The following is a 19274-nucleotide window of genomic DNA, read 5'->3' as shown; positions in this document are numbered from 1 at the left end:
TGTATAAAGCCATACACGAACCCACATAGTATTCACGATCAAAATTTGTCCATAGATGTTCACAAACACTATTGAAAGAGTTAATTTCGCATCCGCTAAGAACATACCGGAATACCCGGATTTCTTGGACATTCAGATAAAATCGTTCCAAGACTTTTTCCAGCTTGAAACTAAATCTGACGAAAGAGGAAACGAAGGTCTCTACAACACCTTCATGGAGAATTTTCCAATCACAGATACCAGAAACCAGTTTGTACTTGAGTTTTTGGACTACTTCATTGATCCGCCAAGATACTCCATCCAAGAATGTATCGAGCGTGGACTCACTTACAGCGTTCCTCTCAAGGCACGTCTAAAATTGTACTGTACCGATCCAGAGCACGAAGATTTCGAGACCATCGTACAGGATGTGTACTTGGGTACCATCCCTTACATGACCCCAAGTGGAACCTTTGTGATCAATGGTGCAGAACGTGTTGTAGTGTCCCAGTTGCACAGATCGCCAGGGGTTTTCTTTGGACAATCTTTCCACGCAAATGGAACAAAACTATATTCGGCCAGGGTTATCCCGTTCAAAGGGTCTTGGATCGAATTTGCCACCGATATCAACTCGGTAATGTATGCCTACATCGATAGGAAGAAAAAGTTGCCCGTAACCACATTGTTCCGAGCCATAGGCTTTGAAAGGGACAAGGATATTTTGGAAATCTTCGACCTTTCGGAAGAAGTAAAAGTTTCCAAGAGCGGGCTTAAAAAAGTATTGGGCCGTAAATTGGCCGCTAGGGTGTTGAACACTTGGCATGAAGATTTCGTGGACGAGGATACTGGAGAAGTGGTTTCCATCGAAAGAAACGAAATTGTATTGGATCGTGATACCATTTTGGAAAAAGAGCATATCGATGAGATCATTGATGCCGATGTGAAGACCATTTTGCTTCACAAGGAGAACAATGCACAATCCGATTACGCCATTATCCACAATACCTTGCAAAAGGATCCTACCAACTCCGAAAAGGAAGCGGTAGAACATATCTACAGACAATTGCGTAATGCCGAGCCGCCAGATGAAGAGACCGCTCGTGGTATTATCGATAAATTGTTCTTCTCCGACCAACGTTACAACTTAGGTGAAGTAGGTCGTTACAGAATGAACAAAAAATTGGGATTGGATATCGGAATGGACAAACAAGTGTTGACCAAAGAGGATATCATCACCATCATTAAATATTTGATCGAGTTGATCAACTCCAAAGCGGAGATTGATGATATCGATCACTTGTCCAACCGTCGTGTAAGGACTGTTGGGGAGCAATTGTCCCAGCAGTTTGGCGTAGGTTTGGCCCGTATGGCGCGTACCATTCGTGAGCGTATGAACGTACGTGACAATGAGGTGTTTACCCCGATTGATTTGATCAATGCGAAGACCCTGTCATCCGTGATCAACTCTTTCTTCGGTACCAACCAGTTGTCCCAGTTCATGGACCAGACCAACCCGTTGGCCGAGATTACACACAAAAGAAGATTGTCCGCACTAGGGCCAGGAGGTCTTTCCCGAGAAAGAGCCGGTTTCGAGGTGCGTGACGTTCACTATACACACTACGGAAGATTGTGTCCGATCGAGACACCTGAAGGACCGAACATTGGTTTGATTTCTTCCTTGTCCGTATTTGCCAAGGTGAACAATATGGGCTTCTTGGAAACTCCCTACCGCAAAGTGGAAGATGGAAAAGTGGATACGAAAAACCATATCTATCTCAGTGCAGAGGAAGAAGAGGGAATGAAGATTGCCCAAGCCAACATTCCATTGGCGGACGATGGAACCATTGAAAGAGAAAAGGTAATTGCCCGTGAAGAAGGCGATTTCCCAGTGGTGGACCCAACAGAGGTGAAGTACACCGATGTTGCCCCCAACCAGATAGCATCCATTTCGGCATCCTTGATTCCATTCTTGGAGCACGATGATGCGAACAGGGCCTTGATGGGATCTAACATGATGCGCCAAGCTGTACCTTTGTTGAGACCAGAATCACCAATCGTAGGTACAGGTCTAGAAAGACAAGTAGCTACCGATTCAAGGGTGCTGATCAATGCCGAAGGAGACGGGGTGGTGGAATATGTGGATTCACAGAAGATTACCATAAAATATGATAGGACCGAGGAAGAGCGCTTGGTAAGTTTTGACGAAGACTCGAAAACCTACCAATTGGTGAAGTTTAGAAAAACCAACCAAGGGACCAGCATCAACTTGAAGCCCATCGTGAAGAAAGGTGACAAGGTGAAAAAAGGTCAGGTGCTTTGTGAAGGATACGCTACCGAAAAAGGTGAATTGGCCTTGGGTAGAAATATGAAGGTTGCCTTTATGCCTTGGAAAGGATACAACTTTGAGGATGCGATCGTGATTTCCGAAAAAGTGGTACGCGAGGATATCTTTACCTCTATCCATATCGATGAATATTCCTTGGAAGTAAGGGATACCAAGTTGGGTGCAGAGGAATTGACAAATGATATTCCGAACGTTTCCGAAGAGGCTACCAAAGATTTGGACGAGTACGGTATGATCCGTATCGGTGCCGAAGTGAAGCCTGGTGACATTTTAATCGGTAAGATCACTCCAAAAGGAGAGTCCGATCCAACACCGGAAGAAAAACTATTGCGTGCCATCTTTGGTGACAAGGCGGGCGACGTAAAAGATGCTTCATTGAAAGCTTCACCATCTTTAAGAGGTGTGGTAATCGACAAGAAATTGTTCTCACGTTCCATTAAGGACAAGAGAAAGCGTTCTGAAGACAAAGAAGCCATCGCAAGATTGGAGATGGACTACGAAGTGAAGTTCCAACAACTGAAAGATGTATTGATCGAGAAGTTGTTTGGATTGATCAGCGGAAAAACATCACAAGGTGTTATCAACGATTTGGGTGAGGAAGTACTTCCAAAAGGAAAGAAATACACCATCAAAATGTTGAATGCTGTTGATGATTTCGCTCACTTGGTAGGAGGTAGCTGGACAACGGACGACAAAACCAATGCATTGGTTGCCGATCTATTGCACAACTACAAAATCAAATTGAACGATATTCAAGGTAACCTAAGAAGAGACAAGTTTACCATCTCCGTAGGGGATGAGCTTCCTGCAGGTATCATGAAGTTGGCTAAGGTATACATCGCCAAAAAGCGTAAGCTGAAAGTAGGTGATAAAATGGCGGGTCGTCACGGTAACAAAGGTATTGTTGCCCGCATCGTACGTCAAGAGGATATGCCGTTCTTGGAAGATGGAACCCCAGTGGACATTGTATTGAACCCACTAGGTGTACCTTCAAGGATGAACATTGGTCAGATCTACGAAACCGTATTGGGTTGGGCCGGATTGAAGTTGGGTCAGAAATATGCGACCCCAATTTTCGACGGTGCCTCCTTGGACGAGATCAACAAGCTTACCGATGAAGCCGGTGTTCCAAGATTTGGACATACCTATCTGTACGACGGTGGAACAGGTCAGCGTTTTGATCAACGTGCAACTGTTGGTGTGATCTATATGCTGAAATTGGGCCACATGGTGGACGATAAGATGCACGCAAGATCGATTGGACCCTACTCCTTGATCACACAGCAACCATTGGGTGGTAAGGCACAGTTCGGTGGTCAGCGTTTTGGAGAGATGGAAGTTTGGGCATTGGAAGCCTACGGAGCATCATCTACCCTAAGGGAGATATTGACCGTTAAGTCGGATGATGTGATCGGAAGGGCCAAGACCTACGAAACCATCGTAAAGGGCGAGACCATGCCAGAACCTGGGTTGCCAGAATCTTTCAACGTATTGATGCACGAACTTAAAGGTTTGGGCTTGGATATTCGTTTGGAAGAGTAGAATACTATCATTACATTAATTATATCATCACCATATTGTTATGGCTAGAATAAAAGATAATAACGCACAAAAAAGGTTCAACAAAATTTCCATAGGATTGGCCTCTCCAGAGTCGATTCTGGCCGAGTCCCGTGGGGAAGTGTTGAAACCCGAAACCATTAACTACAGAACGCACAAACCAGAGCGTGATGGATTGTTCTGCGAGCGTATCTTCGGTCCCGTAAAGGATTATGAGTGTGCTTGTGGTAAATACAAGAGAATCCGTTATCGTGGTATCGTTTGTGACCGTTGTGGTGTTGAAGTGACGGAGAAAAAGGTACGTAGAGATCGCGTGGGCCACATTAACCTTGTGGTTCCCGTAGCGCACATCTGGTACTTCCGTTCGCTGCCAAACAAAATTGGTTACCTTTTGGGACTGCCATCCAAAAAGTTGGATATGATCATCTACTACGAAAGGTATGTGGTCATCCAGCCAGGTATTGCCAAAGGACCTGAAGGTGACGAAATCCACAAAATGGATTTCTTGACCGAAGAGGAATATTTGAACATTTTGGAAACGCTTCCTACCGAGAATCAATACTTGGAGGATACCGACCCCAATAAGTTCATCGCCAAAATGGGTGCTGAATGTTTGATCGACTTATTGTCCAGAATCGATTTGGAACAATTGTCCTATGAACTTCGTCACAAGGCAAACACAGAAACATCAAAGCAGCGTAAAACTGAAGCCCTGAAGCGTCTTCAAGTGGTAGAGGCTTTGCGTGAGTCGCAAGGAAATAGGGAAAACAACCCAGAGTGGATGATCATGAAGGTGATTCCTGTGATTCCACCAGAATTGCGTCCGTTGGTTCCGTTGGATGGTGGTCGTTTTGCCACTTCCGATTTGAACGACCTGTACCGTAGGGTAATTATCCGTAACAACCGTTTGAAGCGTTTGATGGAAATCAAGGCACCAGAGGTAATCTTGAGGAACGAAAAACGTATGCTTCAAGAAGCAGTGGATTCCCTTTTCGACAACACAAGAAAAGCTTCTGCGGTAAAAACAGAATCAAATAGACCACTAAAATCCCTTTCTGATTCCTTGAAAGGAAAACAAGGTCGTTTCCGTCAAAACCTTTTGGGTAAGCGTGTGGATTACTCTGCCCGTTCCGTAATCGTCGTTGGGCCGGAATTGAAATTGTACGAGTGTGGTCTTCCAAAAGATATGGCAGCCGAACTTTACAAGCCGTTCATCATCCGTAAGTTGATTGAGCGAGGCATTGTAAAGACCGTTAAATCTGCCAAAAAGATTATCGACAAGAAAGAGCCTGTAGTATGGGACATTCTTGAAAACGTCCTAAAAGGACATCCTGTACTATTGAACCGTGCCCCCACATTGCACAGATTGGGTATCCAAGCGTTCCAGCCAAAACTTATTGAAGGTAAGGCGATTCGTTTGCACCCCTTGGCGTGTACAGCATTTAACGCGGATTTTGATGGGGACCAGATGGCAGTTCACTTGCCATTGGGGCCAGAGGCCATTTTGGAAGCGCAACTATTGATGTTGGCTTCGCAGAACATCCTTAACCCTGCCAACGGTTCTCCGATTACCGTACCATCCCAAGATATGGTTTTGGGACTGTACTATATGACCAAAGAGAAAAAGTCCACCGAAGAGGAGCCTGTAGCAGGTGAAGGTTTGACCTTCTATTCTTCCGAGGAAGTGGAAATTGCCTTTAATGAGAAAAAAGTATCGCTTAACGCGGGCATTAAGGTAAGGGCCAAGGACTTTAATGAAGAAGGTGAGTTGGTTTACAAAATCATTGAGACCACTGTGGGTCGTGTATTGTTCAACACCGTGGTGCCAGAACAAGCAGGATTCATCAACCAAGTGTTGAACAAGAAAGCCCTTAGGAACATCATTGGGGACATTCTTGCGGTGACCGATGTGCCTACCACTGCCGACTTCTTGGATAAAATCAAGGCCATGGGATACGATTTCGCCTTTAAAGGGGGGCTATCCTTTAGTTTGGGAGATATCATCATTCCAGCAGAAAAGCAGGAGATGATCGCCGATGCCAACGAGCAAGTCGATGGCATTATGATGAACTATAACATGGGGCTTATCACCAACAACGAACGTTACAACCAGGTAATCGACGTTTGGACCTCTACCAATGCCATGTTGACCGAATTGGCCATGAAGCGAATTCGTGAGGACAAGCAAGGATTCAACTCGGTGTACATGATGTTGGATTCTGGTGCGAGGGGTTCCAAAGAACAGATTCGCCAGTTGACCGGTATGCGTGGATTGATGGCCAAGCCGAAAAAATCTACCGCAGGTGGTGGTGAAATTATCGAAAACCCGATTCTTTCCAACTTTAAGGAAGGATTGTCCATTTTGGAATACTTTATCTCTACCCACGGTGCGCGTAAAGGTCTTGCGGATACCGCTTTGAAAACAGCGGATGCGGGTTACTTGACCAGACGTTTGGTGGATGTTTCACAAGACGTAATCGTGAATAGTGAAGATTGTGGAACCTTGAGAGGTATCGAGGTAGAACCATTGAAGAAGAATGAAGAGATTGTTGAAACCCTTGGGGAAAGAATCTTGGGCAGGGTTGCGTTGCACGATGTGTACAACCCATTGACCGAGGAGTTGATCCTAAGAGCAGGCCAAGAAATTAACGAGGTCGACGTGAAAAGGGTAGAGGCAGCTCCAATCGAAAAGATAGAAGTGCGCTCACCATTGACTTGCGAGGCTCCTCAGGGAATCTGCGCCAAGTGTTACGGAAGAAACCTTGCTACCAATAAAATGGTACAACGAGGAGAAGCCGTTGGTGTGGTTGCAGCACAATCCATCGGAGAGCCTGGTACACAGTTGACCTTGCGTACCTTCCACGTAGGTGGTATTGCAGGTAACATTTCCGAGGACAACAAGTTGGAATCCAAATTCGACGGTATCGCCGAAATTGAAGACTTGCGAGTTGTAGAAGGTCAGGCTAGCGATGGAAGCAAAACCAATATCGTGATTTCACGAACTTCAGAAGTGAAGATTGTAGATCCAAAAACAGGAATTACCCTAAGTACCAATAACATTCCTTACGGTTCTCAGCTGTACATTAAAAATGGAGAGAAGATTACCAAAGGAACTGTTATTTGTGAATGGGATCCTTATAACGGCGTCATTGTTTCCGAGTTCTCTGGTGAAATCGCCTACGAGAATATAGAGCAAGGGGTTACTTACCAAGTTGAAATCGACGAACAGACCGGTTTCCAAGAAAAGGTAATTTCTGAGACCAGAAACAAAAAGTTGATTCCAACCTTGTTGATCAAGGATGGTAAGGGTGAAACCTTACGTTCCTACAACTTGCCTGTTGGTTCCCACTTGATGATCGATGATGGTGAGAAGGTTAAAGAAGGTAAGATTTTGGTGAAAATCCCACGTAAATCTGCCAAGGCAGGGGATATTACTGGAGGTCTTCCAAGGGTAACTGAGCTTTTCGAAGCCCGTAACCCATCCAACCCAGCCGTTGTATCCGAAATTGATGGTGTAGTATCCTTCGGTAAGATTAAGCGTGGTAACCGCGAAATCATTATCGAGTCCAAGACTGGCGATATCAAGAAGTACTTGGTGAAATTGTCCAACCAAATTTTGGTTCAGGAGAATGACTACGTACGTGCAGGTATGCCATTGTCCGATGGTTCAATTACACCAGAAGATATCTTGGCCATTAAAGGACCATCTGCGGTACAGCAATACTTGGTGAACGAAGTACAGGAAGTATACCGTTTGCAAGGTGTGAAAATCAACGATAAGCACTTTGAGGTTGTTGTAAGACAAATGATGAGAAAGGTGAAAATCGAAGATCCAGGAGATACTATTTTCTTGGAGAATCAATTGGTGCACAAAGACGACTTTATCAACGAGAATGATGAGATTTTCGGTAAGAAAGTTGTTGAGGATGCTGGTGATTCCGAACGATTGAAGCCTGGACAGATTTTGACTGTACGTGAACTAAGGGATGAAAACTCTATTTTGAGAAGAGAGGACAAAACCTTGGTATCGGCAAGAGATGCCGTTGCAGCTACAGCAACACCTATCTTACAAGGTATTACCAGAGCGTCGTTGCAGACTAAGTCATTCATCTCTGCTGCATCGTTCCAGGAAACCACTAAAGTATTGAACGAAGCCGCTGTAAGCGGTAAAGTCGATAGTTTGGAAGGATTGAAGGAGAATGTGATCGTAGGACATAAGATTCCTGCCGGTACCGGTATGAGGGATTATGATAGCATCATTGTAGGTTCCAAAGAGGAATACGATGAAATCATGGCCCGAAAAGAGGAATTCAAATTCTAAATATCAACAAACCCTGGCCAGTTGGCCGGGGTTTTTCTTTTGAAATATTATGGCTGAAGACAATAAGAAACAAAAGCAGATCAATATTGAGTTGGATGAGAAAACGGCAGAAGGAACCTATTCCAATCTAGCTATCATCAACCATTCCGTATCGGAGTTCGTGGTAGATTTTATCAGCTTGATGCCAGGCGCTCCTAAGGCGAAGGTAAAGAGCAGGATTATCTTGACGCCCCAACATGCAAAAAAACTGCTGAAGGCACTCAATGACAATGTGAGCCGTTTTGAAAAGACACACGGCACCATACAGGATTATGATCAACCGGCAATTCCATTAAATTTTGGACCTACCGGTGAAGCATAAAAAAGCCCCAATTTTGGGGCTTTTCTTATTTTAACCAGCCTTTCTCTATTCCCTTTTTAGCAAAGAAAATAAAGAAGATACCGACAAGGATGACCACTACGGGCATGCCATAGGTGGACGGTCCAAACGCTTCTACAGCATTGGAAATAAATAGCCAGTGGATAAATTGTGCCACCGCTGCTATTAAGGAGATGATAAACAGCGGATGAGCCCATTTCTTACGTAATAAAAGACCAATGGATGCCAGTGTTCCCGAGAAGACGGCAATGGCAAAGGCGGCAGTGGCCCAAGCAGGAATTCCTTCAAATGCCTCACGTTGCGCTTGGTCCATGGTTTCCAAAAGGGCAACTTGATTAAAAGCTTGATTGAGATAGTTCATCACCCCGAACAAGTTCCATAGAAGTGCAATAACACTTACCACCCAAAACCAAACAGGCGGTTTTACCGATGTATTCATAATTGGACTATTTATTGGTTACTCAAATCAAGGTACGAAAAAAAGCAGTACGGTAAGCGCAACCAATTAGTCTACAGTGGTGTACGGGTTTATGTGCAACACTTGCAATGCTATTCGAACTCCGAGGTGTAGTGCAATTTTACGGAGGGGTATTTTTGCTGGGTCATTTGCAAGGAAAACGGAGAATCTGCCAAAAATACCAACTGCCCTTTTTTGTCGGTGGCCAAAAACTTCTGTTTTACCCGCTTGAATTCTTGGAACTCTTCACTTTTCTCATCTTCGGGCTCTACCCAACAGGCTTTGTGTACTGGAAAGTTTTCATAAGTGCATTTGGCGCCATATTCGTGTTCCAAACGATATTGTATGACCTCATACTGTAATGCTCCCACAGTACCAATGACTTTTCTTCCGTTCATTTCCAACGTAAACAATTGGGCTACCCCTTCGTCCATTAACTGGTCGATGCCCTTGTACAGTTGCTTGGCTTTCATGGGGTCAGCATTGTTGATGTACCTAAAGTGTTCGGGCGAAAAGCTTGGGATACCCTTATAGTGCAATTCTTCACCGCTGGTCAAGGTGTCACCGATCTTAAAATTGCCCGTATCGTGCAGTCCAACAATATCCCCAGGATAGGAAACATCCACAATTTCCTTTTTCTCTGCAAAAAAGGCGTTTGGACTCGAAAATTTTAGTTTTTTACCTTGTCTAACGTGCAAATAGGGAGTGTTTCTTTCAAAAGTTCCCGAAACAATTTTCACAAATGCCAATCGGTCCCGGTGCTTAGGGTCCATGTTAGCGTGGATTTTAAAGACAAAGCCCGAAAATTCTTTTTCGTTGGCTTTCACCAAACGCTCTTCAGCCTTTTTGGGACGTGGCGATGGAGCAATGTTTACAAAACAATCCAACAGTTCCCTTACTCCAAAATTGTTCAATGCGGAGCCAAAAAATACGGGTTGTAGTTCGCTCTTTAAATAAGCTTCCTTTTCAAATTCAGGATATACTCCTTCAACCAGCTCTAAATTATTTCGAAGCTCCTCCGCGGCTTTGGTACCTATGATTTTTTCCAGTTCCGGGTTGTTGAGGTCATCAAAAGCGATGGTTTCCTCAATATTCTTTTTGCTGTTCCCGCTGAATAGGTTGATGTTTTTCTCGTAGATGTTATAAATACCTTTAAAATCGTAGCCCATGCCAATGGGAAAACTCAAAGGCGTAACCGTTAGTCCAAGCTTTTGTTCAACCTCATCCAAAAGGTCGAATGCATCTTTTCCCTCACGATCTAGTTTGTTGATGAATACGATCATGGGAATATTGCGCATCCGGCAAACCTCCACGAGTTTTTCGGTTTGCTCCTCTACCCCTTTGGCCACATCAATTACGACGATCACGCTGTCCACTGCGGTAAGGGTACGGAAAGTGTCCTCGGCAAAGTCCTTGTGTCCAGGTGTATCGAGAATATTTATTTTTTTGTCTTTGTAGATAAAGGCCAAAACAGAAGTAGCCACCGAAATACCTCTCTGTCGCTCAATCTCCATAAAGTCGCTTGTGGCCGACTTTTTGATTTTATTGCTTTTTACCGCTCCAGCCTCTTGGATGGCACCACCAAACAAGAGGAGTTTTTCGGTCAAAGTGGTTTTACCCGCATCGGGGTGGGATATAATTCCAAAAGTTCTTCGCTTTGCTATTTCCTTTTCAAATTCCATCAACAAAAATTTCGGCAAAAATAGTGGATTTATATGGTTTCCCGGTCATTTTTGGGATGATTCGGAATTGTTGATAGAATTGGAAAAAAATTAAGGATTTACAATAGCCATCAACAAAAAGAGAAGTATTTTTCCGCCGTTTTTATATCACTGGCCATGGATGTTGTACTTATGCGTTTGTAAAACATACAGATGCGGTAACTAATGATGATGAATTCGCCTTTTATCGATTAAAATAGGTGATAAAATGCAAATAAGTTAATTATGTGACTTGTTAGTGCCGATAGGTGTCGAAAAGGACCAGAGAATAAAAACAATTAAGAAAACCCCAATTTTCTTACCACATACGAGAACCACTTGTTGCCATGGTGATTAGTTGACCAAAACTTATCATTTATGGAGAACATTACTTTCTTTAATCTTAAGAAGAGCATACTTGGTTTGCTACTTCTTGTTTTAGGATTTACCATATACCTCAGTCTCGTTTCTGCGAATACTCCCAATATAAAGAACTTGGAAATGCATCCCGTTAGCGGCACCACCGATTCCGATGGTGATGGGGTCCCTGATAATGTGGATTTGGATTCGGACAATGATGGGATACTGGATAGAGTGGAAGATGCCAATTTGGACGGAGATGACAATCCTGAGACCAATCCTACGGACACAGATGGAGATGGAATTGCCAACTATTTGGATATAGATTCTGACGGTGATGGGTTATTGGATAACTACGAAGCCCAAAACTTTGCAAATGTTCAATTGCCTTCTGGTGAGGACACGGACGGGAACGGGTTGGACGATGTGTATGAAACTGTTCCTGGTGCAGGAACTGGACTTACTCCCATTGATACTGATAGCGACGGAGTTCCGGATTATCTGGACATGGACTCAGATAATGATGGCATTTTAGATCAAAATGAATCCAGTATTATCAGTACAGACTTGGATTGTACTACCGTTCCAAAATTGAATTTTGGAAGCGAACCCATATTAGAGTCGGGCGAGGCACTTGCAGAAGGAGCTGTTTATCGTTATCCCAATGTTGCAAATGGACTAGATGCCTTGGTGCTGATTGAGGAAGTGGTGAATGGTGAGATTTTGTTTCTTGACCAAAACCAAACGGACCCAGAATTTTTTAAGCCTGAGATTTTTTTCACCACAACATCGGAACAACGAAGACCTTATGTAGATTTTAGGATTTCCTTCGTGGAAAATGGAAATACTACACCTGTGGTGCTCGAGGAGTTGAGTGCCAACTTCATCGATGTGGATGGTAACGGTGATTATCAAGAATACAATCGATTCAATACTCCTGCAAGCTACACCCTTGATGCTGATAATGAGATTACGGTTCAGAATACCACTGGTGGCTTCTTGGTAAATGGTGGAAGCCGGGAATATGATGGTATTTCAAATCAAGTGCCATCGGTCAACGTAGCTGTAGAGTTTGTTTCCATAGATTCCTTTGTATTTCGGTTTGGAATTCAGGCTGATATAGATGATAACTTTAAAACAAACGTAGCTAGGCAAGCGGGTATACAATTCGGTTGTTTGGACAACTTTAAGGATCCACAAACAGTAAATTTTAGTGAAGATGTGGACAATGACAACGACGGATACCCCGATAGGCTCGATATTGATAGCGATGACGACGGCATCCCGGACAATGTGGAGGCACAGCCCACAGAAGGGTACATTCCTCCCTCCGGAGAGGATGCCAACCAAAACGGTGTAGACGATGCTTATGAAGCTGGGGAGACCATTGGACTATCACTTGAGGATACAGATAGTGATGGTACACCTGACTATTTGGACGATGACAGTGAAAACGATTTGGTACCCGATAATAACGAAGGAAACGATTTTAATTTTGATGGAGTTCCAGATTGGACCTATACCGGTGTAGATACCGATGGGGACGGACTTGATGACGGCTACGAAGGAAGCGACGTCAACGATGGTTTTGATGTAAACGATGAGATTGATGATCCAGCAACCGACATACCTGATCGTGATGGCGAAGGGGATGTAAATTATCGTGATTTTGACGATGACGGGGATTCCATCGATACCCCTGATGAAGATGCCAATGGCAATAATGACCCTACTGATGATGATACCGATGGGGATGGTACTCCTGATTATTTGGATCCGAACGACGACACGGATACCGATGGAGACGGTGTAACCGATGAAGATGAAGAGGAGGACGGAACAGACCCTACGGACCCTTGCGATTTCGTGGAAGAACATATTACCCAACCGCAAACTGGAGACTATTTAAATGCAGATTGCGATGGCGATGGCGTGACCAACGGAGATGAAAAAGAGGACGGAACAGACCCATTTGACCCATGTGATTATAATCCTGATAGCATCACCTTGCCACAGACTGGCGATTACTTAACAGCTGATTGCGATGGTGATGGTGTCACCAATGGTGATGAGGAAGAAGATGGTACTGACCCCCAGGATGCATGCGATTTTGTACTCGACAGTCAGACTGTAGACCCCTCATCCGCTTGGAACGATTCAGATTGCGATGGCGACGGCGTAACCAACGAGGATGAAAAGAACGACGGAACGGACCCCCTTGATCCATGTAGCTATAATCCCGATAGCATTACCTTGCCACAGTCGGCAGATTGGGAAGCATTGGATTGTGATGGCGATGGGAACCCCAACGGAAACGATCCTGACCCACTGACAGCGACAGCGAACGATGACTTTGGGACAACACCAGCTTTAACTGAGGTAGCCATCAATATTCTTGAAAACGATGACTTCCTTCCCAATGCAGATGAAATCAATGTAGGTGTTACAAGTTTATCACGAATTGGAGGCAACGCAACAGGAACTGTAACTTTTGATGCAGAGAGTGGTTTTGTAAACTATCTGCCCACATTGGCAGAGTCCAATTCAACCATAACAATAGTGTATCAGGTTTGTAATGTATTGCCAGACCCAAACGTATGTGCCACTGCCACTATTTATATTGAAGTCGGGTCTAACGCAATTGATGCCTTGGATGATGTGTATTCAACAACCACAGACCAAGAGGGGGTAATCCCCGATAGCAATGTGTTGTTCAACGACACCTTGAACGGAGGTCCATTGACCCTTGCGGATGTCATTTTGACCTCGACGCCCACTGCCGAACTTACAGTAAATGAGGATGGAACGGTAAGTGTTAATCCTGGAACCATGGCCGGAACCTACACCATCACCTATACCATTTGTGATGTGTTGAACGTGGATAATTGCGATACAGCTACTGTAACGGTTCAGGTAATGCAAGGAAGCGCAAACATGATCGATGCCGTAGATGATGCCTATAATACAACTTCTGAAGAAGGAGGAGTCATTTCAGGAAGCAATGTACTGTCCAATGATACGGTCAATGAATCCATTGCTACCCTTGCAGATGTGATTTTGACCTCAACCCCAACCGAAGAGCTCGTGGTAAACGAGGATGGAAGCGTAAGCGTTGTTCAGGGTACCAGTCCTGGCACCTATACCATTAGCTATACCATATGTGATGTGTTGGATGTGGATAATTGTGATACGGCTACGGTAACCGTGGAAGTGATGCAAGGCGAGGATAACGTAATTGATGCGGTGGACGACAGTTATAACGCAGGAATCGGAGGAGGACTGATTCCCGATAGTAACGTGTTGTTGAATGATACTCTCAACGATACCACCGTGTCCTTGAGCGACGTTATTTTGACTTCCACACCTACCAATCAATTGACCGTGAATGAAGATGGCACTATAACGGTAAGCCCTGGAACGCAGCCTGGCACCTATACCATCGAATACACCATTTGCGAAGTCGGTAATCCAGATAATTGTGATACGGCAACGGTCCAGGTGGTCGTGGAAGCCATAGAAGTGAACCAAATGTTGACACCAAACGGCGATTTGAAAAACGACTTCTTGTTCATACGAGGTACGGAATATATCAAATCAAGTACCATCAAAATCTTTAACCGTTGGGGAACCTTGGTGTTTGAAGGGAACAACTACGATAATATCAACAATGTTTTCGATGGACGCGTCCGCGGAAAATCAGCATTAAGCGTTAATGATTACCTTCCGGCAGGCATCTATTTCTACATTTTCAATTATGAAACTGAGCAAGGAAGCTTCACGGACTCCGAATACATTTATTTGAGCAGATAACCTTATGGATAGCATGACAAAAAAATATTTCATTGCCACTTTATTATTTGTTGGAATCGTGGCTACAGGGGTAAAGGCCCAACAAGATGCCCAGTATACACAATATATGTACAATACGTTGAGTGTGAATCCAGCCTATGCAGGGTCAAGGGGGCAACTCAGTTTTGCCGGTCTGTACCGTTCGCAATGGGTAGGTCTGGACGGTGCGCCCGAAACTTTTACCATTAATTTACATTCCCCCATTCGCAATAGTCGATTGGGTTATGGAGTCTCCATAGTAAATGACAATATTGGTGATGGCGTTGTGCAGGAGACTTATTTGGATGCAGTTGTCTCTTATACTATAGATGTGTCAATGGACGCCAAATTATCATTTGGATTAAAGGCAGGAGGAAATATGTTGAGTCTCGACTTTAATGGACTCCGCAACTTTGATCAAGAAGTGGTGAATCAGAATAATATCGACAATAGATTTACACCAAACTTTGGTCTTGGTGTTTATTATCACACGGATAAATTCTATGCAGGACTATCAGCGCCCAATGTACTCGAATCCGAATATTTTGACAATGACAACTCGGGGGATGGAGTAAACTTTTTGTCCGCCGAACGAATGAACATTTATTTGATTACAGGATATGTGTTTGATATTGGTGCAGACCTTCAGTTTAAACCGGCCCTGTTGACCAAAGCGGTTTCCGGTGCACCCCTACAAGTGGATTTATCCGCCAGCTTCCTATTTGCGAACAAATTTAGTTTCGGTGCCGCGTACAGATGGGATGCAGCAGTAAGTGGTTTGGTTGGTTTTCAGGTTACCGACCAAATCATGTTGGGATTGGCATACGATCGCGAAACTACCGAATTGGGAGGAACACAGTTTAACGATGGCTCGTTTGAAATATTTCTCCGCTTGGAATTGTTGAAATCGTTCCAAAGGACCATATCACCACGATTCTTTTAATATAGTACAGCATGCTGAAAAGAATACTCATAGTATCGATAATCATTTACGGATGCTTTCAAAAGGCAATTGCACAACAGGACAGTATTCCAGATAAGCAAATTGAACGAATCATGGAAAGGGCCGATGAGCGGTATCAACAATATTCCTTCAGTCCGGCCATCGATATCTACAAAAAAGTGTTGGACAAGGGCTATTCGTCCCCCGACCTTCTAAAAAAATTGGGTAATTCGTACTATTTCAATGCCAAATATGACGAAGCAGCCGAAACCTACGGAAAGTTGGAAAAAAACTATCCAAGCGAAATGTCAGTGGAGGATATCTTCCGCTATGCGCAAAGTTTAAAATCTATTGGAAACTATGACGAAGCGGACAGGGTGATGGACAACTTTAAGGAACTGACCGCTGCCATGGTCGATTTTGATGTGGATTACATGACCAAAATTGAAGAAAATTCAGGTAGATATGATATAAAGCCATTTCTATATAACAGTGCATACTCCGATTTTGCAGCCGCCTATTACGAAAAGGGGCTCATTTTTGCCTCGGACAGGGACACGGGCAACTTTGCAAGATATAGGCATACCTGGAATGCAAGTGACTTCTTGGACTTATACAAAGTGGATGCAGATAGCGTTTCCCAAGGAAAAGTCGTGAAATTGGAAGGTGATGTAAACACCCGTTTGCATGAATCTACCTCTGTGGTAACCAAAGATGGTACTACCATGTATTTTACACGGAACAATTTTTTTGATGGTAGGAGGAAAAAAGATGAAGAAGGAATCATAAGGCTAAAAATCTATAGTGCAGAGAAGGTTAACGGAGAATGGACAAATATCGTAGAGCTCCCTTTCAACAGTGATTCCTATTCTGTAGCGCACCCTATGCTCAGTCCGGATGAAAAAAAGCTTTATTTTGTTTCAGATATGACGGGCAGCCTGGGGGCATCCGATATATTCGTTACCGAAATCATAGGCGACGGAACCTATGGTCCCATCCAAAACCTCGGAAGTAACATCAATACCATTGGAAGGGAAACGTTTCCATTTATCACAGCAGATGGGGTACTTTATTTTGCTTCGGACGGTCATCAGGGCCTAGGGGGATTGGATGTCTTTGCCACCAAAATAGCCTATAACGATTATTCACAACCCGTAGTAAATGTGGGAAGACCTGTAAACTCCCCCAACGATGACTTTTCGTTTATTTACCGTACATCCAACAAAACAGGTTACTTCGCATCCAATAGGGAAGGAGGCATGGGCGGAGACGATATTTACGAATTCGTGGAGACCCAGCCGCTTGTTTTGGACTGTATTCAGGAAGTGACAGGAACTGTAAGGGACCGTATTTCCAATGAAGTGTTGGCAGGGGCCACGGTCAAGATTATTGATGAAGAAAACAATGAGATTTCATCGACCATTACCGATTCTGATGGAAACTACATACTGATGCTCGATTGTTCCAAAGGTAATTTTGTCAGGGCATCTCGAGACGGGTATGTACCGGCCGAAGAATATTTGCCCATTTCAGATGGAAAACCCAGAATTGTGGATTTTTATCTAGAACGTGATATTGTGACCGGTGGTTTTGGGGACGACCTAGCTAAATTATTGCAGTTGAGCACGATATATTTTGACCTGAACAAGTATAACATCCGACCCGATGCAGAGATTGAGATTCAAAAAGTGATCGTGGCCATGGAAAAATATCCAAGTTTGAAAATCAAGGTGAACTCACATACCGATAGTCGTGGAGTCGATGCCTACAATCTTTGGTTGTCCCAAAAGCGGGCAGAATCTACGGTAAACTATATGATTTCGAAAGGTATTTCTCCCACTAGGTTGGAAGGTGAAGGATTTGGAGAGACCCGATTGGTAAATGATTGTGTAAATGGAGTACAATGTTCAGAAGAACAGCATCAATTAAATCGTAGATCAGAATTTATCATATTTGAATAAATCAAAGCAAACTTCTTGCTATGGAACGACTCCTTTTTGGGGTCGTTTTTTTTTTTGCTCAAAATTTTGAAAATCCCGTTATGAAAGTAAAAAGACATGTGCGAATTATCGCATAATTACTGGGTTTCATCGACAAAGTGCATTAAGGAAAACCTAATTGACGCTGGGGATAACCTCAAAAATGGGATGCTATACAATGGGATTCAATAGGTTCACAACAATTATTTTCTACGGCTAAAACTCAGGGTAATTTTGTATGCAGTTGAAATTTAGGCGAATTGAATTGCCATAAAATTAATCAACAGAACAATTGAAAATCAACAAAAGGTTTACATCATCCTCAACTAATTATAACCTCATGAAGAAGAGCATTCTAGCCCTATTATTTCTTTTTTCAACAGGAATAGCTTTTTCGCAAACCACGGTTACGCTACAGGACCAATGCAACTGCGAAGTCTTAAAAGGTACTGACGTCTCGAGCTCTGGAGCAACAAGCCCCACAGGGGCTGACCTCGGTGATATATACGTAAACACCACTACGGGGACTATCTATTTTTGGGACGGGGATACCTGGGAATTGACCGCTTCGGACAATCAGCAGTTGACCGGGTTTACTTTTAATGATGCTACCAATACCCTATCGCTAACCTTGGAAAATGGCGGAAGTGTAAATGTGGATTTGAGTAGTTTGAGCGATACGCTAATGGATTCAAATACCACCGTAACATCTTTTGGGATAGATGGGACGAATACGAATTTGGTGATAACGGATTCCGATTTGAACACCTTTTCCGTCGCATTGGCAGATTTGGCCGCATTGATTGATACAGATACTACCCTGTCCGATGCCCAAGTGGCCACGGCGGTGAACAATGAGTTCCCGAACTTGGATACAGACAGCACGGATGATTTCTCTGGGGACTTTAACGATTTGACCAATGTTCCAGCAAATTTGGACACGGACAGCACAGACGACTTTTCAGGCGACTTTGGAGATTTGACCAACGTCCCTGCCAATCTGGATTTGGATTCCACCGATGATTTCGATGGACAGTGGAGCAGCTTGACCGGGATTCCAGCAGGTTTTGCCGACAATATTGACAACGATACCCAATTGACCGATGCCCAAGTGGCCACTGCGGTGAACAACGAGTTCCCGAACTTGGATACTGACAGCACGGATGACTTTTCTGGAGACTTTGGCGATTTGACCAACGTGCCTTCAAACTTGGATCTGGATGCCACCGACGATTTCGACGGTCAGTGGAGCAGCTTGACAGGAGTTCCTGCAGATTTCGCGGATAATGTGGATAACGTAGACGATGCGGACAACGACCCGGCTAACGAATTACAGGCCATCACTTCCACCGACGGAACGGTAACGGTGACCCCTAACGGCAACGATTTTGACCTATCCGGTTTCAGTGGTGATTTTGGTGACC

The 19274-nt window shown here is 43.9% G+C and carries 9 protein-coding genes; 7 read left to right on the top strand and 2 right to left on the bottom strand.

What is annotated here, in order from left to right; translation table 11 throughout:
• Positions 1–55 precede the first annotated feature (55 nt).
• From rpoB to EO130_RS07990, 3 genes are read left to right on the top strand one after another with little or no spacing between them, the layout of a single operon-like run.
• Positions 56–3865, top strand: coding sequence for a DNA-directed RNA polymerase subunit beta (gene rpoB / locus EO130_RS08000; protein ID WP_127140994.1), 3810 nt, complete (start codon positions 56–58; stop codon positions 3863–3865).
• 40 nt (positions 3866–3905) lie between these two features.
• The gene (rpoC, locus tag EO130_RS07995) at positions 3906–8204 is read left to right on the top strand and encodes a DNA-directed RNA polymerase subunit beta' (protein ID WP_127140993.1); all 4299 of its coding nucleotides are present in this window, start codon (positions 3906–3908) and stop codon (positions 8202–8204) included.
• A 49-nt stretch (positions 8205–8253) separates the two neighbouring features.
• Positions 8254–8565: a DUF3467 domain-containing protein gene (locus tag EO130_RS07990; protein WP_127140992.1), complete on the top strand. Its 312-nt coding sequence runs from the start codon at positions 8254–8256 to the stop codon at positions 8563–8565.
• A 25-nt stretch (positions 8566–8590) separates the two neighbouring features.
• On the opposite strand, the gene EO130_RS07985 is transcribed toward EO130_RS07990, so the two are convergent.
• Positions 8591–9022, bottom strand: a complete 432-nt coding sequence (locus EO130_RS07985) for a hypothetical protein (protein WP_127140991.1) — start codon at positions 9020–9022, stop codon at positions 8591–8593.
• Between the two features lie 110 nt (positions 9023–9132).
• Positions 9133–10722 (bottom strand): peptide chain release factor 3, encoded by a 1590-nt coding sequence (locus EO130_RS07980; protein ID WP_127140990.1) that lies wholly within the window; start codon positions 10720–10722, stop codon positions 9133–9135.
• 396 nt (positions 10723–11118) lie between these two features.
• On the opposite strand from EO130_RS07980, the gene EO130_RS07975 reads away from it, so the two are divergent.
• From EO130_RS07975 to EO130_RS07960, 4 genes are all read left to right on the top strand, one after another.
• Positions 11119–14910, top strand: coding sequence for a T9SS type B sorting domain-containing protein (locus tag EO130_RS07975; protein WP_127140989.1), 3792 nt, complete (start codon positions 11119–11121; stop codon positions 14908–14910).
• Between the two features lie 13 nt (positions 14911–14923).
• On the top strand, positions 14924–15871 hold the full coding sequence (locus EO130_RS07970; RefSeq protein WP_127140988.1) for a PorP/SprF family type IX secretion system membrane protein: 948 nt from the start codon (positions 14924–14926) through the stop codon (positions 15869–15871).
• A gap of 11 nt (positions 15872–15882) precedes the next feature.
• Entirely contained in the window at positions 15883–17832 is a 1950-nt protein-coding gene (locus EO130_RS15690) for an OmpA family protein (protein ID WP_127140987.1), read from the top strand.
• Positions 17833–18190: 358 nt separating this feature from the next.
• Positions 18191–19274 (top strand): hypothetical protein (locus EO130_RS07960; RefSeq protein WP_164732907.1); only part of this gene is annotated, 1084 nt, incomplete at its 3' end.

Origin of the sequence: Flagellimonas marinaquae (genome assembly GCF_003992675.1) — a bacterium.
GTDB lineage: Bacteria > Bacteroidota > Bacteroidia > Flavobacteriales > Flavobacteriaceae > Flagellimonas > Flagellimonas marinaquae.
Note: the sequence above shows the minus strand (reverse complement) of the source record. Positions and strands in the feature narration are given on the sequence as shown.

Excerpts from the sequence above, each read along its gene's own strand:
- rpoB (WP_127140994.1), top strand. The coding sequence starts at position 56 with ATGTTCACAAACACTATTGAAAGAGTTAATTTCGCATCCGCTAAGAAC.
- rpoC (WP_127140993.1), top strand. The coding sequence starts at position 3,906 with ATGGCTAGAATAAAAGATAATAACGCACAAAAAAGGTTCAACAAAATT.
- EO130_RS07990 (WP_127140992.1), top strand. The coding sequence starts at position 8,254 with ATGGCTGAAGACAATAAGAAACAAAAGCAGATCAATATTGAGTTGGAT.
- EO130_RS07985 (WP_127140991.1), bottom strand. The coding sequence starts at position 9,022 with ATGAATACATCGGTAAAACCGCCTGTTTGGTTTTGGGTGGTAAGTGTT.
- EO130_RS07980 (WP_127140990.1), bottom strand. The coding sequence starts at position 10,722 with ATGGAATTTGAAAAGGAAATAGCAAAGCGAAGAACTTTTGGAATTATA.
- EO130_RS07975 (WP_127140989.1), top strand. The coding sequence starts at position 11,119 with ATGGAGAACATTACTTTCTTTAATCTTAAGAAGAGCATACTTGGTTTG.
- EO130_RS07970 (WP_127140988.1), top strand. The coding sequence starts at position 14,924 with ATGACAAAAAAATATTTCATTGCCACTTTATTATTTGTTGGAATCGTG.
- EO130_RS15690 (WP_127140987.1), top strand. The coding sequence starts at position 15,883 with ATGCTGAAAAGAATACTCATAGTATCGATAATCATTTACGGATGCTTT.